This is a genomic window from Vibrio salilacus (genome assembly GCF_002811245.1).
In the GTDB taxonomy this organism is placed as follows: Bacteria; Pseudomonadota; Gammaproteobacteria; order Enterobacterales; family Vibrionaceae; genus Vibrio; species Vibrio salilacus.
The window spans coordinates 19,678-34,010 of the sequence record NZ_NIVQ01000028.1 but is presented as its reverse complement, the minus strand read 5'-3'; the positions used below and the strand labels follow the sequence as shown (position 1 = coordinate 34,010).

Annotated in this window: 14 protein-coding genes and 3 tRNA genes; 9 read left to right on the top strand and 8 right to left on the bottom strand. The window is 46.0% G+C overall.

Annotated elements, in window-relative coordinates; genetic code table 11:
* Nucleotides 1-363: 363 nt before the first annotated feature.
* From CDZ87_RS14860 to lolB, 8 genes are all read right to left on the bottom strand, one after another.
* Nucleotides 364-438, bottom strand: a tRNA-Gln gene (locus CDZ87_RS14860).
* A 27-nt stretch (nt 439-465) separates the two neighbouring features.
* Nucleotides 466-550, bottom strand: a tRNA-Leu gene (locus CDZ87_RS14855).
* Nucleotides 551-587: 37 nt separating this feature from the next.
* Nucleotides 588-664: transfer RNA gene (locus CDZ87_RS14850), tRNA-Met, on the bottom strand.
* Nucleotides 665-932: 268 nt separating this feature from the next.
* Nucleotides 933-2,024 carry a redox-regulated ATPase YchF gene (ychF, locus tag CDZ87_RS14840; RefSeq protein ID WP_100754237.1) on the bottom strand — a complete coding sequence of 364 codons (1,092 nt, stop codon included), beginning with the start codon at nt 2,022-2,024 and terminating at the stop codon, nt 933-935.
* Nucleotides 2,025-2,034: 10 nt separating this feature from the next.
* The gene (gene pth / locus CDZ87_RS14835) at nt 2,035-2,625 is read right to left on the bottom strand and encodes an aminoacyl-tRNA hydrolase (protein ID WP_100754238.1); all 591 of its coding nucleotides are present in this window, start codon (nt 2,623-2,625) and stop codon (nt 2,035-2,037) included.
* 148 nt (nt 2,626-2,773) lie between these two features.
* Nucleotides 2,774-3,718: a ribose-phosphate pyrophosphokinase gene (locus CDZ87_RS14830; RefSeq protein ID WP_038173074.1), complete on the bottom strand. Its 945-nt coding sequence runs from the start codon at nt 3,716-3,718 to the stop codon at nt 2,774-2,776.
* Nucleotides 3,719-3,756: 38 nt separating this feature from the next.
* Complete coding sequence (ispE, locus tag CDZ87_RS14825; protein ID WP_100754236.1) at nt 3,757-4,623, bottom strand: 4-(cytidine 5'-diphospho)-2-C-methyl-D-erythritol kinase; 867 nt, start codon at nt 4,621-4,623, stop codon at nt 3,757-3,759.
* Nucleotides 4,620-5,234 (bottom strand): lipoprotein insertase outer membrane protein LolB, encoded by a 615-nt coding sequence (lolB, locus tag CDZ87_RS14820; protein ID WP_100754235.1) that lies wholly within the window; start codon nt 5,232-5,234, stop codon nt 4,620-4,622. Before lolB ends, ispE begins: the two co-directional genes overlap by 4 nt.
* A 161-nt stretch (nt 5,235-5,395) precedes the next feature.
* Between lolB and hemA the strand changes: the two genes are divergently transcribed.
* From hemA to CDZ87_RS14775, 9 genes are all read left to right on the top strand, one after another.
* Nucleotides 5,396-6,652: a glutamyl-tRNA reductase gene (gene hemA, locus CDZ87_RS14815; protein ID WP_100754234.1), complete on the top strand. Its 1,257-nt coding sequence runs from the start codon at nt 5,396-5,398 to the stop codon at nt 6,650-6,652.
* A gap of 46 nt (nt 6,653-6,698) precedes the next feature.
* Entirely contained in the window at nt 6,699-7,787 is a 1,089-nt protein-coding gene (prfA, locus tag CDZ87_RS14810; RefSeq protein ID WP_100754233.1) for a peptide chain release factor 1, read from the top strand.
* 4 nt (nt 7,788-7,791) lie between these two features.
* Entirely contained in the window at nt 7,792-8,652 is an 861-nt protein-coding gene (gene prmC / locus CDZ87_RS14805) for a peptide chain release factor N(5)-glutamine methyltransferase (RefSeq protein ID WP_100754232.1), read from the top strand.
* 12 nt (nt 8,653-8,664) lie between these two features.
* Nucleotides 8,665-9,048, top strand: a complete 384-nt coding sequence (locus CDZ87_RS14800; RefSeq protein WP_100754231.1) for a SirB2 family protein — start codon at nt 8,665-8,667, stop codon at nt 9,046-9,048.
* A gap of 32 nt (nt 9,049-9,080) precedes the next feature.
* Complete coding sequence (locus CDZ87_RS14795) at nt 9,081-9,890, top strand: SirB1 family protein (protein WP_100754230.1); 810 nt, start codon at nt 9,081-9,083, stop codon at nt 9,888-9,890.
* 46 nt (nt 9,891-9,936) lie between these two features.
* On the top strand, nt 9,937-10,788 hold the full coding sequence (gene kdsA / locus CDZ87_RS14790) for a 3-deoxy-8-phosphooctulonate synthase (RefSeq protein WP_100754229.1): 852 nt from the start codon (nt 9,937-9,939) through the stop codon (nt 10,786-10,788).
* A 381-nt stretch (nt 10,789-11,169) separates the two neighbouring features.
* Nucleotides 11,170-12,831, top strand: coding sequence for a bifunctional UDP-sugar hydrolase/5'-nucleotidase UshA (gene ushA / locus CDZ87_RS14785; RefSeq protein ID WP_100754228.1), 1,662 nt, complete (start codon nt 11,170-11,172; stop codon nt 12,829-12,831).
* An 85-nt stretch (nt 12,832-12,916) separates the two neighbouring features.
* Nucleotides 12,917-13,390, top strand: coding sequence for a Cys-tRNA(Pro) deacylase (gene ybaK, locus CDZ87_RS14780; RefSeq protein ID WP_100754227.1), 474 nt, complete (start codon nt 12,917-12,919; stop codon nt 13,388-13,390).
* Between the two features lie 182 nt (nt 13,391-13,572).
* A complete protein-coding gene (locus CDZ87_RS14775; protein ID WP_100754226.1) occupies nt 13,573-14,331 on the top strand; it encodes a substrate-binding periplasmic protein in 759 nt (252 codons plus the stop codon).
* Nucleotides 14,332-14,333 lie beyond the last annotated feature (2 nt).

The following is a 14,333-nucleotide window of genomic DNA, read 5'->3' as shown; positions in this document are numbered from 1 at the left end:
CCTGTGACCCCATCATTATGAGTGATGTGCTCTAACCAGCTGAGCTACGTAGCCACTCGTGAGCGAGACAATATAAACCCTCGCGCTCTTAGTGACAAGCCCTTTTTGTGAAAGGCTTAACACTTTTAAAATGGCAGGCTATTGGAGCCCAACCACGGACAATGAACGGGGCATCAAATGCTCTCTACCACTGAACCTTTTAAAATATGGCAGGGCTGCTTCGAGCCGAACCAGGGACAATGAACGGGGCATCAAATGCTCTCTATCACTGAACCTTTTTAAATATGGCAGGGCTGCTTCGAGCCGAACCAGGGACAATGAACGGGGCATCAAATGCTCTCTATCACTGAACCTTTTTAAATATGGCAGGGCTACCTGGATTCGAACCAGGGAATGGCGGCATCAAAAGCCGCTGCCTTACCGCTTGGCGATAGCCCTACAGATATAGCTTAACGCTATAAATAATGGTGCGGACGGAGAGACTTGAACTCTCACACCTTGCGGCGCCAGAACCTAAATCTGGTGCGTCTACCAATTCCGCCACGTCCGCATCTATTCCTAAACACTCTCGTAAAAGCAGTTAGGAATGGTGGCTACGACGGGATTCGAACCTGTGACCCCATCATTATGAGTGATGTGCTCTAACCAGCTGAGCTACGTAGCCATACCTTATTTTGTTCTTTCCGATTCGTTGCCTTATCATCGGGAACGGCGCGCATTATGCGAAGTTGAGACAAAGGCGTCAATAGTTTTTTTGAATAAATCCTCAGAAATCAACTGTTCGGTTTCTTTTTAAACAAAGAGGCGTGTTAATGATCGAAAAGTGATAACAAACCAACGCTCGAGGCGTGGTTTAATTTGCAACTTTGTTGGGATAAAACAAAAAAGCCAGCGAAATGGCTGGCTTTTAAAGTCAAAGACTTGGAATAATATTACACGTTAAAGCGGAAGTGGATAACATCGCCATCTTTAACGATGTATTCTTTGCCTTCCAAACGCCATTTGCCGGCATCTTTCGCGCCATTTTCGCCGTTGTAGGTAATGAAATCATCATAGCCTACGACTTCTGCGCGGATAAAACCTTTTTCGAAGTCTGTGTGAATTTTACCTGCGGCTTGAGGTGCGGTTGCCCCCACAGGAATAGTCCAAGCGCGAACTTCTTTAACACCTGCAGTAAAGTAGGTGTGTAGTGTGAGCAGTTCATAGCCTGAACGGATCACACGGTTTAGGCCTGGTTCTTCGATGCCCATGTCAGCAAGAAACTCTTCGCGATCTTCATCGTCTAGTTCAGAAAGCTCAGACTCGATAGCTGCACAGACAGGCACAACCACGTTATTTTCTTTGTCTGCGAACTCGCGAACCGCGTCTAGATAAGGGTTATTTTCGAAACCATCTTCATTGACGTTGGCAATGTACATCGTTGGCTTCAGAGTCAGGAAGTTTAGGTAGCCGATTGCTGCCAACTCTTCTTTAGATAGCTCAACTGTGCGTGCCATTCCACCTTCAGTTAGGATAGGTAGCAGTTTCTCAAGAACAGTCAGTTCAAACTTCGCGTCTTTATCACCGCCTTTGGCTTTTTTCGCATTACGTTGAATTGCGCGTTCACATGCGTCGAGATCCGCCATTGCAAGCTCAAGGTTGATGACCTCGATGTCTTCAATCGGTGAAACTTTACCTGCCACGTGAACGATGTTTTCGTTCTCAAAGCAACGTACTACGTGACCAATTGCGTCAGTTTCACGGATGTTGGCTAGGAACTTGTTGCCCAAGCCTTCACCACGAGAAGCGCCCGCGACCAAACCTGCGATATCAACGAATTCCATCGTTGTCGGCAGAATCTTTTGTGGGTTTACGATTTTTGCTAGTGCATCTAAACGTAGATCCGGTACAGGAACAACACCTGTGTTTGGCTCGATAGTACAGAACGGAAAGTTAGCCGCTTCGATGCCAGCTTTGGTGAGTGCGTTAAACAGAGTTGATTTACCAACGTTTGGTAGTCCAACGATGCCACATTTAAAACCCATGATAGTAACCTTATTCAGCTTTGAACGTGTGTAAACGGTTTTGTGCTTTTGAAAGACCATCCTTTAGCAGGATGTCTAAACAGCGCACAGATTCGTCTGCGGCTGCTTCAATAAGCTCTTGTTCTTTTGCCGGTGCTTTGCCTAATACAAAGCCGGCGACTTTATCTTTATGCCCAGGATGGCCAATGCCAATCCGCAAGCGATAGAAATCTTTGCAATTGCCAAGTTTGCTGATGGTATCACGTAGGCCATTGTGCCCCCCATGACCCCCACCTTTTTTAAACTTAGCGACACCCGGAGGTAAGTCCAACTCATCGTGTGCGATCATGATCTCTTCTGGTGTGATCTGGTAAAACTTTGCCATTGCAGCAATGGATTTACCTGAGAGGTTCATAAAGGTCGTCGGGATGAGTAAGCGAAGATCCTGACCATTAACCATGATGCGTCCGGTTAAACCGAAAAATTTAGCTTCGTTTTTAAGCGTGACGTTATGAATACGTGCAAGCTCTTCGACCACCCAAGCGCCCGCATTATGGCGAGTTTTGGCATATTCAGGTCCTGGGTTGGCTAGGCCGACAAGAAGTTTAATTGGCTGACTCAAGGTTCGGATCTCTCTTGGAATCTCAAAAAGCGCGGTATGATAGCACACAATTCTCATCTCGGGCGAGATGAGAAAACTGAAGGCGAGTGAAAATAAAACAACACCCCGAGAATGGGGTGTTGTTGTCAATGCTTAATCGAGCTATCGATTAGTTAAACATGGCTGAGATTGACTCTTCGTTGCTAATACGACGAATGGCTTCCGCTAACATACGAGAGAGGCTTAGGCAGGTAACTTTACCTGTTGCTTCCATCTCTTTAGGTAGTGTGATTGAGTCAGTGACGATGACTTGATCAAGGACTGAGTTACCAATGTTCTGCGCTGCATTACCTGAGAAAACAGCGTGAGTTGCGTAAGCAAATACTCGCTTCGCACCGCGTTCTTTCAACGCTTCCGCAGCTTTACATAGCGTGCCACCTGTATCAATCATATCGTCAACGATGACACAGTCGCGACCTTCTACATCGCCGATGAGGTTCATCACTTCAGAAACGTTGGCACGTGGGCGACGCTTATCAACGATAGCAATATCAATATCACCTAACGCTTTTGCCGTTGCACGAGCACGTACTACACCACCAAGGTCAGGTGAAACTACCACTGGGTTTTCAAGGCCACGAGCGTGCATATCTTCAAGCAGTACAGGCGTGCCGAAGATGTTGTCTACGGGTACATCGAAGAAGCCTTGGATTTGCTCTGCGTGAAGGTCGATAGTCAGAACGCGGTCAACGCCAACGTTAGAAAGGAAATCCGCAACAACTTTTGCCGTGATAGGCACACGTGCAGAACGTACACGACGGTCTTGGCGTGCATAACCGAAGTAAGGGATAACTGCAGTAATACGGCCCGCTGAAGCGCGGCGCATTGCATCAATCATCACTACAAGTTCCATTAGGTTGTCGTTAGTTGGTGCACAAGTTGATTGGATAATGAAAACATCACTACCACGAACGTTCTCGTTGATTTGAACAGCGACTTCGCCATCAGAAAAACGTGAAACGCTTGCATCACCAAGAGAGATGTAGAGACGATCAGCAATACGTTGGGCTAGTTCAGGTGTAGCGTTACCAGCAAATAGCTTCATATCAGGCACGGTGGAAACCTCAGGGTTGCGTCCAGTTTTTAAATTGATTATGTGTGGGCTAAACATACATACTTAGCCAATGTCTCATGTAAAGGTGAGACATTTTTGCCTTTTGCCACGAAGGCAGAGACAGTGTCTGGCAGTTTCCCAAGAGCAGATACAGCTTCGTTATTGCTCGAAAATTCAGCAAAAACGCATGATCCTGTCCCGGTCAACCGCGACGGCGCATATTGTAGCAGCCATGAAAGTTGCTTATCAACCTCTGGGTACAGCATTCGGACAATTTTTTCGCAATCGTTTTCGTAATTGTTGTCAAGAAGTGTTGCCAGCGCACGTTTTGGTGTGTTTCTAGTCAGCTTTGGGTGGTTAAAAATATCGGCCGTTGCAATTGACACGTTAGGGCGAACGACTAGATACCAGTTCTCAGTAGGCTCTGCTTTGGTTAATTCTTCCCCGACACCCTCAGCAAACGCGGCAAACCCGCGTGTAAATACCGGCACATCGGCGCCGAGCTTTAAGCCAATTTGGGCTAGTTCATCATCTGATAACTTGGTTTGCCATAGATAATTGAGGGCAACCAAGGTGGTGGCCGCATTGGATGAGCCTCCTCCAATACCACCGCCCATAGGCAGTACTTTATTCAGTTCGATATGCGCCCCTAGGCAACAATCGGCGGCGTTTTGCAAAGCGGTTGCCGCTTGCCAAATGAGATTGTCGTGCAGTGTTACGCCAGGAATGTCGGGTGAGAGCGTGATCTGACCGGATTGATTGGCGGTAATCGTCAATTCATCACCGTGATCAAGAAACTGAAACAGGGTTTGCAATTCATGGTAGCCGTTATCTCTACGTCCGGTGATGTAAAGGAAAAGATTAAGTTTTGCTGGTGAAGGCCAGTGAGTGGTTTCAGTGATCATTGGTTAACCGTCCACTTAGTTATCACAATGTTGATCGAAATATCGCCTTGAGTAAGCTTAAGTTTTCTCGGCAACGGCAATAGAGTCGCTTGATGTTGAACGTCTTGATAGGAGAGGTAGTCCAATTGCCACGTTTGGCCCGCGACGCTTTTAGTCAAGGACGCAAGCGTATTGGTTTGATTAAGTTGATAAGCATCCGCGGCGGTCGGGCGACCCAGTAACCACTCATTTAATAACTCGACCGGCAGAGTAAGCCCGGTTAATTGGTGAATAAGCGCCTGCGCGGATGGTGCACCAAATTGTTGGTCATCATAGGTTTCTACCAATGCGCCATCGGGTGTCACTTTAAGCGCCAACGCGGTCTGGCCAAGAAAAGTCGTCATGCGCAGTTGCATCAATTGCGCTGAATAAGACCATTGAAAATTAAGCGACTGTCTCTGTTGTGGAGAGAGGTAGCCCAACTTACCTATGGCTTGATATTGTTGAATACTGGCTAATCTTTGTTGATGAGTTTGCCACTCAACATTGGTGGTACTATCGAGCGTTGTACAACCAGTGAGAGACAGTAGCCCTGCAGTAAGAATGACCAGCGAGCGAAAAAGTTGAGTCATTGCTGATTATTTATCCAGTTTTGCCCAAGATTGGTCCTTACTATATCACCGAAATCACGAACTCTAGAAAACATATCCGCTTTACTCTTTCAATAAACGGGGTCATCAAGTAAAATTCCGTCCTTATTTATCCGTCGCGTGATTCAGAGAAGCTAAAATTCATGTCTTTGCTTGCTATAGGTATCAACCATAATACGGCCACTGTCGAACTGCGTGAAAAGGTCGCATTTGGTCCGGATAAGCTACCTAAAGCATTAGAGCAGCTCAGTCAGAACTTGATGGTAAACGGTAATGTTATCATTTCAACTTGTAACCGAACTGAAATTTACTGTGATGTAAAAAGTGGCGGCAAAAGTAAAATTATCGATTGGTTATCTCAATTTCATCAAGTAAGCACCGAAGATCTTAAACCCAGTTTATATGTTTATGAAGAGCAGGCAGCGATTCGTCACTTGATGCGCGTCTCGTGTGGTCTTGACTCTTTGGTATTGGGTGAGCCGCAGATTCTAGGGCAGGTCAAGCAGGCCTATGCCGATTCTCGTCAATATCAGGCCGTCGATTCAGCGATGGATAAGTTGTTTCAAAAAGCGTTTTCGGTCGCCAAACGCGTGCGAACCGAAACCGACATCGGTGGTAGCGCCGTCTCCGTCGCCTACGCAGCCTGTACCTTAGCGAAACACATATTTGAATCGATTGAGAAATCGACAGTACTGTTGGTTGGTGCTGGCGAGACGATAGAGTTGGTCGCAAAGCACCTTGCTGGTAATGGCTGTAAAAAGATGATTGTCGCGAACCGAACCAAAGAACGTGCTTTACCGTTGGCAGAGCAGTTTGGCGCAGAAGTGATTGGTTTGCCCGAGATCCCCGAGCACCTGCCAAAAGCAGACATTGTGATCAGTTCAACCGCAAGTCCACTGCCTATTATCGGTAAAGGTATGGTGGAAAGTGCACTTAAAGCGCGACGTTATCAACCAATCTTGTTGGTAGATATCGCCGTACCGCGCGACATTGAATCGCAAGTAGGTGAGCTAAATGATGTTTACCTTTACACGGTTGATGACCTTCAATCGATTGTCGACAGCAATATGGAACAGCGTAAGATAGAAGCGATTCAGGCTGAGGCGATCGTCAGTGAAGAGAGTGCCGCATTTATGTCTTGGGCTCGTTCCTTGCAAGCGGTCGACAGCATTCGCGAATACCGCCAGTCGGCCAACGAGATGCGCGAAGAACTGCTAACAAAAAGTTTACAATCTCTAGCTGCGGGCGCTGATGCCGAGAAAGTCCTGCTAGAGTTGAGCAATAAGCTCACCAACAAGCTTATTCACGCTCCGACTCGAGCATTGCAAAGTGCGGCCGAGAAGGGCGAACCAGCAAAGCTTGCCATTATTCGACAAAGTCTAGGTCTGGAAAACTCTTAGCATTAAGAGCGACCGACTTTAATAACCCCTTGAGTTAAAGAAAACTATGAAAGCCTCTATTTTAACTAAGCTAGAAACATTGGTTGAGCGTTATGAAGAAGTTCAACACCTCCTTGGCGACCCTGATGTTATCGGTGACCAAAATAAATTCCGTGCGTTGTCAAAAGAGTACTCTCAACTTGAGGAAGTTACCCAGTGTTTCCAAGCATACCAGCAAGCACAAGAAGACTTAGCCGCGGCGGAAGAAATGGCCAACGAAGATGACGCTGAAATGCGTGAGATGGCTCAAGAAGAGATCAAAGAAGCGAAAGCGACAATCGAGCAACTCAGCGCTGATCTACAAATTCTATTATTGCCAAAAGACCCTAACGATGACCGCAACTGTTTTTTAGAAATTCGTGCAGGTGCGGGTGGCGATGAAGCGGGGATTTTTGCCGGTGATCTGTTCCGTATGTACAGCCGATTTGCCGAGAAAAAGGGATGGCGCATTGAGGTCATGTCTTCTAACGAGTCAGAGCACGGTGGTTACAAAGAGATGATCGCTAAAGTCTCTGGTGATGGTGCGTATGGCGTTCTTAAATTTGAGTCCGGTGGTCATCGTGTCCAACGTGTTCCAGCGACTGAATCTCAAGGTCGAGTGCATACTTCGGCGTGTACTGTCGCTGTCATGGCGGAAGTCCCAGAAGCAGAAATTCCAGAAATTAAAGCAGCGGACCTTAAAATTGATACTTTTCGTGCTTCAGGCGCAGGTGGTCAGCACGTTAACACCACTGACTCTGCCATTCGTATTACTCACTTGCCAACCGGTACCGTCGTCGAGTGTCAGGATGAGCGTTCTCAGCACAAAAACAAAGCCAAAGCGATGGCGGTTCTTGCGGCTCGTATTATCCAAGCTGAGGAAGCAAAACGTGCGGCTGAAGTTTCAGATACACGTCGTAACTTGTTAGGCTCAGGTGACCGTAGTGATCGTATTCGCACCTATAACTACCCGCAAGGGCGTGTTTCTGACCATCGCATCAACTTGACTATCTACCGTCTTAATGAAGTAATGGAAGGGGATTTAGTGAGCCTGATTGACCCGGTAATTCAGGAGTATCAAGCGGATCAGCTTGCTGCCCTAGCAGACAATAATTAAATTGATGTCGTCTCAACACAGTGTTGAACAAACACTTAAGTACGCCGCTCAGCAACTGATCGAGAGCGGCAGTGATTCGCCCTCTCTTGATGCCGGGGTGCTACTTTGCCACGCGCTAGATAAGCCGCGTTCATTTTTGCTCACTTGGCCAGAGAAAATTTTGTCGGCTGAGCAACTGGCGGATTTCAATGCGCTGCTAAGTCGTCGATGTCAGGGAGAGCCTATCGCCTATATCATTGGTCAACGTGAGTTTTGGTCATTGCCACTTAAAGTGTCACCGAGTACCTTAATTCCACGCCCTGATACAGAACGCTTAGTCGAGATTGCATTAGAAAAAGCACCAGATAATCAAGGGGATATTCTTGATTTAGGAACGGGGACGGGGGCAATTGCTTTGGCGCTGGCCTCTGAATTGCCTGAGCGACAAGTTTGGGGGATTGATCTTAAACTCGACGCTCAGCAATTAGCCCAATCAAATGCGGCAAGACTCGCAATACCCAATACCCGCTTTCTGTCGGGCAGTTGGTTCGAACCTATTCCTGATGGTACAAAGTTTGCTTTGATTGTTTCAAATCCTCCTTATATCGAAAAAGAAGATCCTCATCTGACTCAAGGTGATGTGCGCTTCGAACCATTGAGTGCACTGGTCGCGGATGACAATGGTCTTGCCGATATCAGACACATTGCGACGCAAGCTCGTCAGTTCCTTATGTTACAGGGTTGGCTGTTGTTTGAGCATGGCTTTGAGCAAGGATCGAGCGTCAGGGAATTACTGGTTTCACTGGGCTACGGTAACGTGGCTACCTACAAGGATTATGGTGACAATGACCGAGTAACGATTGGTCAATACTCGCCACAAACGTAAGAGAGAAAAATAATGTACGAAGGTTTAAAGCACTTCCACCTCCTGACGATTGCTCTTAGTGCAACGTTATTATCGGTTCGTTTTGCACTCATGATGGCTAACTCGCCAATACTGGAAAGGAAGTTTTTTAAGGTATTCCCTCATATTAATGACAGCTTCCTTTTGCTGTCAGGCATCGTGTTGATTGTGGTCACAGGTTTTATACCTTTCACGGCTTCAGCGCCGTGGTTGACGGGAAAAATCACTTGTGTATTGGCCTACATTGCCCTTGGCGTCTTTGCCCTGAAACTTGGTAAGAACAAATTGCTTAGAACCTTTTCCTTTTTTGGTGCCTTGGGATGGTTAGCGATGGCCGGGAAAGTCGCGGTGACTAAAACACCAATGTTCTTTGGCTAGTCGTGATGGTTTAAGAGGGTATTACAAGCCGTATGTTTGAGTTATTTGATGAAGACTTTGATGCAATGGAACTTGCTGAAGGTGCACTCGTTTTAAATAAAGCGATCAATCCTCATACCCAAGATGTTTGGGCTCAATCGGAGCTAAACCGTTTACTGCAAGAGGCAGAGTTACTGCTGGTTAACGAAACCAATGAGCAGCAACGGTTTGATGCGCTGCTAAGAGTGTTCTATCACGAGTGGGGTTTTTGCGGCGATCGCGAAAACTACTTCCACTCAGATAATGGTTTCATCGATAAAGTGCTCGAAAGTCGCAAAGGTATTCCTGTGAGCTTAGGGGCTATTTTATTGTTTGTGGCGCGAAAACTAGGCTTTCCGCTGGCTGGGGTGACTTTCCCCACTCAGTTTTTGCTCAAATTAGAATGGCATAACCAAAAGCCGCTCTATATCAACCCGTTTAATGGTGAGTATATTTCACTACATACTTTAACCGCTTGGTTGATTGGCCATAAAGGGCCGTTAGCAAAACTCAAGTCTCAACACTTGGTGCAAACCGACAACCCAACCGTCATTGGGCGGTGGTTAGCGCTACTCAAAGGTGCTCTGCTGCGAGAAGAGCGGTATACTTTGGCATTAAAGTGTACCGATCTTGCTTTAACGTTCGTTCCCGATGATCCGTATGAGATTCGTGACCGTGGCTTTATCTATCAACAACTCGATTGTCACCAAATGGCACTGTCTGATTTCCAGTATTTTATTGATCAGTGCCCAGATGACCCAGCAGCCGAACTATTAAAGAATCAAGTCACCGCTATGAGTCGAACTCAGGTGACGTTACATTAAGTCCAACACTCTTGGGTTGGCATCACATCGAAATAGAGAGAATAAAATGGAACAGAAAATTGTTCACGTTGGTGACATTCCGGTAGCGAACGACAAGCCATTCACGCTATTTGCGGGCATGAACGTACTTGAGTCACGGGATCTTGCGATGCAAATTTGTGAGTACTACGTCAAAGTGACAGAAAAACTGGGTATCCCATACGTATTCAAAGCGTCGTTTGATAAAGCGAACCGCAGCTCTGTACACTCTTATCGTGGCCCTGGCTTGGAAGAGGGGATGAGGATCTTTCAAGAGCTCAAAGATACCTTCGGCGTGAAAATTATTACCGATGTACATAATGAAGCTCAGGCACAACCAGTTGCTGACGTAGTTGATGTGATTCAATTACCCGCTTTTCTTGCACGTCAAACCGACTTAGTTGAAGCCATGGCGAAAACGGGCGCTGTGATTAATGTTAAGAAGCCTCAGTTCATGAGCCCTGGCCAAGTGGGAAACATCGTTGAGAAATTTGCCGAATGTGGTAACGAAAACATCATTTTATGTGAACGTGGTTCTTGCCATGGTTACGATAATCTAGTGGTCGACATGCTAGGTTTCGGTGTGATGAAGAAAGCAACGAATGGTAGCCCGGTTATTTTTGATGTAACGCACTCTCTGCAAATGCGCGACCCTTCAGGCGCGGCTTCAGGTGGCCGTCGTGAACAAACCGTAGAACTGGCTAAATCGGGTTTAGCAACAGGGATCGCTGGTCTATTTATTGAGGCGCACCCAAATCCAGATCAGGCTCGCTGTGATGGACCATCAGCATTACCTTTGGACAAGCTTGAGCCGTTCTTAGCGCAAATGAAAGCACTCGATGACCTTATTAAGGGTTTTGACCATATCGATATAAAATAATCAACACGCTTTGATTAGGGCTGGTAATGACCAGCCCTTTTTTATGCCTGTTCGCGTCAGTTAATTACCATGTTATCGAACCTTGTTGAGTAAACGCTAACCCTCACACTCCCGTCCTATATCCGCTCAGCTCACAGTGAAACGATTGCCTGTGATCGTTTATTGACTCAATTGCAACTTTGAGGCTTTGTTACACATTGGGGGTAATTTTATGGTGATCCATCCGACATAAATATGAAATCAGTCTGTCATGTCACTAATGTTAATTTAAACTAGCTCAAGTTTTACTGCTCGCATCGCACTTTTTCCGTAAGTACGTCTATTCAATTGAGAGCAGTATAAAAAAGCAGTGGCAATCCTATAAGCTTAAAAGGTATGACAATGAAGCAAGGCCTGATCGTAAAAAGCGCAATTAGCGCAGCAATTTTGGCAACTCTCGCTGGTTGTGCGCCAGCACCTCAGCATGAGTGGGAAGCAGACAAAACTTATAATTTGACCGTTCTCCACACTAATGACCATCACGGTCGTTTCTGGCAGAACAAATACGGCGAGTATGGAATGGCGGCACGTAAGACTCTTATTGATGAGCTGCGTGCTGAGATCGCGGCTGAAGGTGGTAGCTCGCTGCTTCTTTCTGGCGGTGACATCAACACAGGTGTACCAGAGTCTGATCTGCAAGATGCAGAACCTGACTTTAAAGGTATGAGCAAAATTGGTTATGATGCCATGGCTCTAGGTAACCATGAATTTGACAACCCTCTTGACGTGCTAATGAAGCAAAAAGAGTGGGCAAACTTCCCGATGCTTTCAGCTAACATTTACGACAAGCAAACTGGCGAGCGTATGTTCCAGGCTTACGAAATGTTCGAGCTACAAGGGATTAAAGTGGCTGTTATCGGTCTAACGACAGAAGACACGGCCAAAATTGGTAACCCTGAATTCATTGCTGGTATCGATTTTCGTGATCCGAAACAAGAAGCGAAAAAACTGATCGCTGAACTGGAAGAGACCGAAAAACCAGATCTGATCTTCGCGGTGACGCACATGGGGCACTACGAAGATGGCAAACGTGGAATTAATGCGCCAGGCGATGTCGCTCTTGCTCGCTACCTAAACGAAGGTTCTCTCGATATGATCGTCGGTGGTCACTCTCAAGAACCAGTGTGTATGGAAGCACCAAATGTTATTAAAAAGAACTTTAAGCCTTCTGATGAGTGTAAGCCAGATATGCAAAACGGTACTTACATCGTTCAGGCGCATGAATGGGGTAAGTACGTAGGTCGTGCGGATTATGAATTCCGTAACGGTGAACTAGAAATGGTCAGTTACGACCTTATTCCGGTTAACTTGAAAAAGAAAATTAAAGTCGATGGTAAGAGCCAACGTGTTCTGATTGAAGATCAAATCGCACAAGATCAAGAATTGCTAGAGTTCTTGCGTCCATACCAAGAGCAAGGTCAAGCGCAGTTGAACGTTAAGATTGCTGAGATCAATGGCAAGCTTGAGGGTGACCGTAACGTGGTTCGTTTCGAGCAAACTAACCTAGGCCGTCTCATCGCAACTTCTCATATGGAACGTGCAAAAGCAGACTTTGCCGTTATGAACTCGGGTGGTGTACGTGATTCAATTGAAGCGGGCGATGTTACTTACAAAGACGTGCTGACAGTTCAACCTTTCGCTAATATCCTGACTTACACTGATATGACAGGTAAAGAAGTGTTGGACTACCTTAACGTAGTCGCGACTAAACCTATTGATTCAGGTGCTTACGCTCAGTTTGCCGGTATCTCGATGACCGTTGCTAACGGTGAAGTGTCGAACGTATTTATTGGTGGCGAGCAGCTGCGTCTTGATGAGACTTACCGCTTCACGGTGCCAAGTTATAACGCTGCAGGTGGCGATGGTTACCCTAACATCAAAGATCATCCAGGCTACGTGAATACTGGCTTTGTTGATGCCGAAGTACTGAAAGAGTATCTAGAAGCAAACAGCCCAGTTGACGTGAACAAGTATGCGCCTTCTGGCGAGATGATGTACAAGTAAGTTGACTCTCACTTGTAAAAGTCTTTAATCTAAAACGCCACTCATTTGAGTGGCGTTTTTGTTTGCCTTGTATCAAGGAGGGAGTATGACTCCAGCAATTAAGCTCGCCAAAAAGAAAAAAATCCCTTATGAGATTCATCAGTACCAGCATGATTCGCGTGCCGAAAGTTATGGCCTAGAAGCGGCAGAGGTACTGGGCCAAGATCCAGCGAAGGTATTTAAGACGTTGCTGTTTAGTCTCAATGGGGAAGCGAAGAATTTGGCTGTCGCGATCATCCCTGTCGATCAAAAGCTAAACCTAAAATTGGCAGCCAAAGCGGCGCAGGCTAAAAAGGCTGAGATGGCGGATGCGGATATAGCACAAAAAATAACGGGATACGTTGTTGGCGGTATTAGTCCGCTTGGACAGAAGAAAGCTCTACCAACCTTTATTCACATCAGCGCTGAGCAGAAAGAGACGATGTGTGTCAGTGCAGGGAAGCGTGGATTAGAAATCGAACTGTTGCCAAAAGATCTTGCAGCGTTAACTCGGGGCCAGTTTGTTGAGCTATGTATTTAGAGTGATATTTTGATAGGAAAGTGTGTTGGTAGAGTGTGAGCAAATACTCAGAGAGTGCCTTCGGCTTCTTAAGATTGTATCGATAGGCAAATTATCAGAACGAATGAAAACTTCCTGCCTATACTTTAGTCATTAGGGAGTGATTGTTATCCCTGTTGATTGTTTTTGAATAGGAACTGGCTATGAAAACGCTCATAATTTTGCTTCTCAGTTTTTTGTCATTCTCTAGCCTAGCTCAGGTTAAGTTAGTCACGTTGGAGTACCCTCCCTACATAACAACCGAGCAAGGAGAGCTGAACGGTGTGGCGGTAAGTTTAGTGAAAAAGGTGTTTGCTAAACTCGAAACGCCAATAGAAATTGAGGTTCTACCATGGGGAAGAGCGATCAGTTATATCGAGGCCGGGAAAGCAGATGGCATTTTTACGGCCTTTAAAACCGCTGAACGGGAGTCGTTTGCTCACTACATAGATGAAGTTTTGTTTGACCAAAATATCGTGGCTATCAAAAGTGTGGACTCGAAACTTTCATGGAATAAAGCGAATATTGGTCAAGCGAAAATCTGTTTGGTTAATAATGTGAGCTATGGTCAGTGGTTAGATGAAGCCGTCAATAATGAGAGTTTTGCGGGTGTGAATCGTGTGAGGTCAGCACAGCAATGTGTCAAACTACTACAAACTAATCGCGTCGATTTCTGGATCAACAACGAGTTTGGTGCTCGATATATTGCGGTGACCATGACAGCGCAAGATGATCTATCAGTAGAAAAACCACCAATAGAATCTACGCCAAGTTATATTGCCTTCTCAAAAAAAGGCGCTGTAAACTCCGAGCTGGTTCAGAAAGTTAACGACGTTGTTGCGCAAATGAAAGCCAGTGGCGAATACGACCAATTGATTTCTGAATATTTCGAACAGTTAGCCTTTGATACCCAAAAAGAGTAGGC

What these genes read in the sequence shown, in the direction of transcription:
- ychF (WP_100754237.1), bottom strand. Translation starts at nt 2,024, where the DNA reads ATGGGTTTTAAATGTGGCATCGTTGGACTACCAAACGTTGGTAAATCA.
- ispE (WP_100754236.1), bottom strand. Translation starts at nt 4,623, where the DNA reads ATGATCACTGAAACCACTCACTGGCCTTCACCAGCAAAACTTAATCTT.
- lolB (WP_100754235.1), bottom strand. Translation starts at nt 5,234, where the DNA reads ATGACTCAACTTTTTCGCTCGCTGGTCATTCTTACTGCAGGGCTACTG.
- hemA (WP_100754234.1), top strand. Translation starts at nt 5,396, where the DNA reads ATGTCTTTGCTTGCTATAGGTATCAACCATAATACGGCCACTGTCGAA.
- prfA (WP_100754233.1), top strand. Translation starts at nt 6,699, where the DNA reads ATGAAAGCCTCTATTTTAACTAAGCTAGAAACATTGGTTGAGCGTTAT.
- prmC (WP_100754232.1), top strand. Translation starts at nt 7,792, where the DNA reads ATGTCGTCTCAACACAGTGTTGAACAAACACTTAAGTACGCCGCTCAG.
- CDZ87_RS14800 (WP_100754231.1), top strand. Translation starts at nt 8,665, where the DNA reads ATGTACGAAGGTTTAAAGCACTTCCACCTCCTGACGATTGCTCTTAGT.
- CDZ87_RS14795 (WP_100754230.1), top strand. Translation starts at nt 9,081, where the DNA reads ATGTTTGAGTTATTTGATGAAGACTTTGATGCAATGGAACTTGCTGAA.
- kdsA (WP_100754229.1), top strand. Translation starts at nt 9,937, where the DNA reads ATGGAACAGAAAATTGTTCACGTTGGTGACATTCCGGTAGCGAACGAC.
- ushA (WP_100754228.1), top strand. Translation starts at nt 11,170, where the DNA reads ATGAAGCAAGGCCTGATCGTAAAAAGCGCAATTAGCGCAGCAATTTTG.
- ybaK (WP_100754227.1), top strand. Translation starts at nt 12,917, where the DNA reads ATGACTCCAGCAATTAAGCTCGCCAAAAAGAAAAAAATCCCTTATGAG.
- CDZ87_RS14775 (WP_100754226.1), top strand. Translation starts at nt 13,573, where the DNA reads ATGAAAACGCTCATAATTTTGCTTCTCAGTTTTTTGTCATTCTCTAGC.